The organism is Microbacterium umsixpiens (assembly GCF_053543675.1).
In genome coordinates, this window is the sequence record NZ_JBLVOH010000024.1 from 23,027 (window position 1) to 25,679 (window position 2,653).

The 2,653-nt window shown below is 69.4% G+C and carries 4 protein-coding genes; 1 reads left to right on the forward strand and 3 read right to left on the reverse strand.

Features of this window, described 5'->3' with window-relative positions:
- Positions 1-221: 221 nt before the first annotated feature.
- Entirely contained in the window at positions 222-1,052 is an 831-nt protein-coding gene (locus ACNPM4_RS02570) for an alpha/beta fold hydrolase (RefSeq protein WP_448984595.1), read from the forward strand.
- Here the strand turns inward: ACNPM4_RS02570 and ACNPM4_RS02575 are convergent.
- The 3 genes from ACNPM4_RS02575 to ACNPM4_RS02585 form a co-directional block, all read right to left on the reverse strand.
- A complete protein-coding gene (locus ACNPM4_RS02575) occupies positions 1,035-1,958 on the reverse strand; it encodes a hypothetical protein (protein WP_448984596.1) in 924 nt (307 codons plus the stop codon). The two genes, ACNPM4_RS02570 and ACNPM4_RS02575, sit on opposite strands and share 18 nt — an antisense overlap.
- Before the next feature lie 96 nt (positions 1,959-2,054).
- Entirely contained in the window at positions 2,055-2,213 is a 159-nt protein-coding gene (locus ACNPM4_RS02580) for a hypothetical protein (RefSeq protein WP_448984597.1), read from the reverse strand.
- Between the two features lie 35 nt (positions 2,214-2,248).
- Positions 2,249-2,653, reverse strand: a 405-nt coding sequence (locus ACNPM4_RS02585; protein WP_448984598.1) for a 3-keto-5-aminohexanoate cleavage protein, incomplete at its 5' end; no start/stop codon positions are given.

Below are 2,653 nucleotides of genomic sequence, written 5' to 3' on the forward strand. Positions count from 1 at the left end.
ATGAGGTCTTCCAGAGCGACCGGCGCTCCGCGTTCGAGAGCGAGCCGAGCGATGACGGCGCGCGGAAGCGGACCCCCGACCGGCACCCGCTCGCCGTCGACGGACGCCTCGATCCGGTCGAGAAGCTGCACGCGCGCGGTGGCCACAGCCGATCATTGCACGAACGTTGCACTCGGTCGAGAGCCAGGATCGAGGCATCCTTCGAGCCCGAGGCTGGAGACATGAATCACACAGATGCCCCTGTTCAGACCCGGTTCCGCACCTCGCTCGGCGACATCGCAGCGACCGTCATGGGCAGTGGCCCCTATGCGGTTCTCTGGCACGGCATGTTCGTCGACGGCGACTCCTGGGGTTCGGTCGTCGAGGCACTCGCCCCGCACCGGACGCTCGTCGTGCTCGACGGCCCCGGTTACGGCGCGAGCACCCCGTTGTCACGGGTGAGTTCGATCGAGGAGTGCGCGGAAGCCGGCGCGCAGATCATCGAGCAGCTCGGGGGAGACGGACGCGTCGACTGGGTGGGTGCGGCCTGGGGTGGTCACGTGGGGATGACCATGGCCGCGCTCTTCCCGGACACCGTCCGCTCACTGGTCGCGGTGAGCTCGCCGGTGGAGCCGATCGACCCGGTGTTCCGGATCAAGCTCATCATCGCCAACCAGATCCTGGCCCACTTCGGACCCATCGCCCACCTCCGGCACGTGATCCACGACGCTCAGCTGATCCCGCCGCACGCGAAGGACCGATCGATGACTGCCGTCATCGATCACGCCCTGAACCGCGCCCCGCGTCGCAGCATCGCCGCCACCGTCACATCGTTCATCATCAACCGCGGCGACGCCTCGCACCGCCTGCCGCGGATCACCGCGCCCACCCTGCTCATCACCGGCGACGACCGCGGCGAATGGACGCCCGAGGTGATGGATGCCGCAGCCAGCCGGATCCCCGACGCCAGGACCCTCGTCATCGAAAGCGCGCGCACCCTCGTGCCGGTCGAGCAGCCCGCGGAGCTCGCGGCAGGCATCGTGGAGTTCTGGCAGTCACTGGATGCGCGCTGACTCTGCCGGCGTCCGATCCCGCTCCACGATCATCCGCACCACCGTGCCGACCACGCCGATCACGAGCGTCACGATCACCGGCTGCCACACCTCGGCGAGCACCATCGGGAACACCCCCACCGACGCCCTCATCATCTCGGGAACGTCGCCGTCGAGCACCCGCATGCCGAGTCCGTACTGGATCGCCGTGAACAACGCCGGTACGACCCACACCGCGAGGAGACCGACCACCCAGACCACGATCCGCCAGGCCGGCCGCACTCCACACCACACCAGCGCCGCACCGACGACGATCGCCGGCAACCAGGGCGACAGATAGGGCAGGAACACCGGCGGGAATGCGTCGCCTGTGACGGCCAGGAAACAGCGGCCCACCCAGTTGGCGAACGGCACCGCCGCGAGCACGACACCGAGAGCGACAACGCCGACCGACCGCCGCGATGTCATCCAGAAGCCCAGCTGCGCGAGGAGAATCGCCGCGACCACACCGCCGAGGAGCCCGGCGAAGTAGAGCGTCACCCGACTGTCGCCACCGCGCCCGAGCCCGAGCCCGCCGGCCAGCACCGCGAAGCTCTGCACCACCGCGATCACGTGCACGAGCAGCACCCCGAGCGCCGCGGGCCACACGGCGATCGCACGACGACGCGCCACGAAGTGCACCGTGAACCCGGCGAGGACCCCTCCGAGCAGCAGCAGCGAGAAGAGCAGCGTCACGAAGTACTGACTCAGCGGCAGCAGCACGAACGGCATGTCCTCCGGCATCGTCGCCGACGCCCAGAGGTTCTGCAGCGGAAGGATGCCGCCGCCGATCAACCACGGCAGAATCCCCAGCACACCCCCGCCGACGCCGATCGCGAAGGGCAGGGCGCGAGCGCGCGCATCGACGGGTGGCGATATTTCGGTCATGGGGAGACCCTGCCAGACGGAGCCCGCCGCTCAGCGAAGGCGCGACCGAATGCCGGGGCAGACGACGGCATCGCCGCCTGCCGATCCGGCCGCTGGTCAGAGCTGACCGGGGCGACCGTCCCGCGCCATCGCCTGCCGATGCGAGGTGAGCGCCGCACGCACGGCCGAGTAGATCACCAACCAGGTGATGAGGACGCCGATGAGGATCACGGCCGACCAGAACAGGATGATGAGGAGGATGCTGTCGCCGAACATGGCCTCAGGATGCCGCAGTCTCGCCACCCCGCGCGTCAGACTCCCCGCATCCGCTGCACAGCCGCCCGCACCAGCGCCGCATTCCCGGGCGCGCTGCTGCCGTCGGGGAGCAGCAGCGTGTCTTCCAAACCGATCCGCGAATCCAGGCCGAGCTCGACCGCGAGGTCGAACACCGGCCACGTCGAACCCTCTTCGCCATGCAGCAGGATGGGCAGGTCGGGCTCCTCGAGCGACACGTGCGCGATCATCGCCTCGGCGTGCTCACGAACGGTCTCGGCCGGCTCGTCGGGCAGCTCGATCAGCACGCGCAGGCACCGGTCGCGCACGGGCGAACGCTTCCACACCTCGAAGCCCGCCGCATCCCACAACCCCGCCTCGACCGCCACCCCACGCCGCAGCAGCAGGGCCGCCACCTCGTCGGCACCGGATTCATGCCAGTT